General features: G+C 45.5%; 2 protein-coding genes. Both read left to right on the top strand.

Features of this window, described 5'->3' with window-relative positions; all coding sequences use genetic code 11:
* Positions 1 to 1401 (top strand): aspartate--tRNA ligase (aspS, locus tag ABZB17_RS22045; RefSeq protein ID WP_372653753.1); only part of this gene is annotated, 1401 nt, incomplete at its 5' end.
* Between the two features lie 165 nt (positions 1402 to 1566).
* Positions 1567 to 2762, top strand: a 1196-nt coding sequence (locus ABZB17_RS22040; RefSeq protein ID WP_372653750.1) for a sulfide/dihydroorotate dehydrogenase-like FAD/NAD-binding protein, incomplete at its 3' end; no start/stop codon positions are given.

Below are 2762 nucleotides of genomic sequence, written 5' to 3'. Positions count from 1 at the left end.
GACGATTTGCGGATGAAATACCGTTACCTCGATTTGCGCCGCGATGTAGTACGTGAAAACCTGGTGTTACGCTCAAAAATGGCTCATGCCGTTCGTAATTACCTGAACTCAAAAGACTTTATTGAGACTGAAACGCCGGTATTAATTAAGTCGACTCCTGAGGGAGCTCGCGATTTTATTGTACCATCGCGAATGAACGAAGGCCAGTTCTATGCCTTGCCTCAGTCGCCGCAAACCTTTAAGCAGTTGCTGATGATTGCCGGTTTCGACCGCTATTACCAGATTGTAAAATGTTTCCGCGACGAAGACCTGCGTGCCGACCGTCAGCCGGAGTTTACACAAATCGACTGCGAAATGTCTTTTGTGGAGCAGAAAGATGTGCTGGAAATGTTTGAAGGATTAACCCGCCACATGTTCAAAGAAACACTGAACGTTGAGGTGGATGAATTCCCGTGGATGCCTTATGCTGAAGCCATGGAGAAATACGGATCGGACAAACCCGATACCCGTTTCGAAATGCTGATCAACGATATTACCGAAACCGTAAAAGGAAACGATTTTGTGGTGTTCGACTCGGCTGAATACATTGGTGCCATCTGTGCCAAAGGATGTGCTGAATATACACGTAAACAACTCGACGGTCTTACGAACTGGGTGAAACGCCCGCAAATTGGGGCCAAAGGTTTGGTTTATGTGAAATGTAACGAAGACGGTTCATTCAAATCGTCGGTAGATAAATTCTACTCGCAAGACGACCTGAAGGCCTGGGCAGAAAAAACAGGTGCCGAAGCCGGCGACCTGATCCTGGTAATGAGCGGCGACAAAAAACACATGTTGGATGCACTTGGCGAGTTGCGCCTTGAAATGGGGAAACAACTTGGCCTGCGTGACAAAAATGTATTTAAACCTTTGTGGGTTGTAGACTTCCCGTTGTTGGAATGGGACGAAGAATCAAAACGTTTTTACGCGATGCACCACCCGTTCACTTCTCCTAAACCGGAGGATATTGAACTAATGGATACCGATCCGGGTAAAGTACGTGCCAATGCCTACGACCTTGTAATTAACGGTGTTGAAATTGGCGGTGGTTCGGTACGTATCTTCGATTCGGAATTGCAATCGAAAATGTTCAGCCTGCTAGGTTTTACAAAAGAAGAGGCTGAAGCACAATTTGGCTTCCTGATGAAAGCCTTTAAATATGGTGCGCCGCCACATGCCGGAATTGCGTTTGGTTTCGATCGTCTGGTTTCGTTATTCGCCGGATTGGATACGATTCGCGATGTTATTGCGTTCCCGAAAAACAATGCGGGCCGCGATGTAATGATCGATTCGCCATCGGCAGTTGCCGTAGCTCAGTTAGAAGAATTAAACCTGAAACTGGATTTAAAAGAAAAGAAGTAATTTCTACCACATACAATTGACTTAAAGGAGCCTTCTCGGGCTCCTTTTTTGTTGAAACCGTTAAATCTGACGAAGAATAACAAAAGTTTGTATTGGTGATTGAACTTCCGGTTAATTTTGCACGAAAATCAAAAAACAGACAGCCAACCTTGACTGATAAAAATTATGCATAAAATATTACGAAAAAGAATTCTGAATCCTGCCGTTGAGGAGATCGTTGTGGAAGCGCCATACGTAGCCAGGAAATGTCAACCCGGACAATTCATAATCATTATTGTTGAAGAAGGAGGCGAACGTATCCCGCTAACCATTGCCGACTTTAACCGCGAAGAGCAGTCGGTAACAATGATCTACCAGGTGGTGGGGCACTCAACCCAATTGCTTCAGCAAAAAAATGTAGGGGATTATCTAAGCGATGTTGCCGGCCCGTTGGGTTTGCCGTGTGTCGATCATAAACCGAAAAAAGTGCTCGGAATCGGCGGAGGTGTTGGTGCGGCTCCTTTGTATCCTCAAATAAAAATGCATGCCGAAAACAATGCAGAAATTGACATTGTATTAGGTGGCCGAAGTGCTGAATTTGTAATTCTGCAGGAAGAATTCTCAAACCAGGCGAAGAACGTATTCGTAGCCACCGATGATGGAAGCCTCGGAACAAAGGGCTTCGTTACCAACATCGTTCAGAAATTATTGGAAGAAGGAAATCATTACGATGAAATCATTGCGATTGGTCCTATTCCGATGATGAAAGCGATGGTTAATGTAGTAAAACCGTTTAATATTCCGATATCGGTTTCGCTGAATCCCTTGATGGTAGATGGTACCGGAATGTGCGGCGGTTGCCGTGTTTCCATTGCCGGAAAAACAAAATTTGCATGCGTTGACGGTCCCGATTTTAACGGTTACGAGGTGGATTTTGATGAAATTACCAGTCGCCAGGGAATGTACAAGGAGCAGGAAAAGGGGCATCACTGCAGAATTGGCTTATCGGGAGAGAATAACAAAGCAGCAAAGCCTGCAGCACCAATAGTTCCGCAAATGAAAGGCAAGTTTAATATGCAGCCGCTAAGAACGCCAATGCCGGAGCTTGACCCGGTTGAACGAAGTAAATCGTTTGGCGAGGTGGCAATGGGTTATTCAGTGGAAGAGGCGATAAACGAAGCCAAACGTTGCATTCAGTGTAAACGACCTTCGTGTGTAAGCGGTTGCCCGGTAAATGTGCATATCCCTGAGTTTATCGGTCATATTGCACAAGGAGATTTTCAGGAAGCCTACAAAAGCATAAAATCATATAATAGTCTGCCGGCAGTTTGTGGTCGTGTGTGCCCGCAGGAAAACCAGTGCGAAGCGATTTGTGTACGCGG

Source organism: Draconibacterium sp., from assembly GCF_041583095.1.
GTDB lineage: Bacteria > Bacteroidota > Bacteroidia > Bacteroidales > Prolixibacteraceae > Draconibacterium.
Note: the sequence above shows the minus strand (reverse complement) of the source record. Positions and strands in the feature narration are given on the sequence as shown.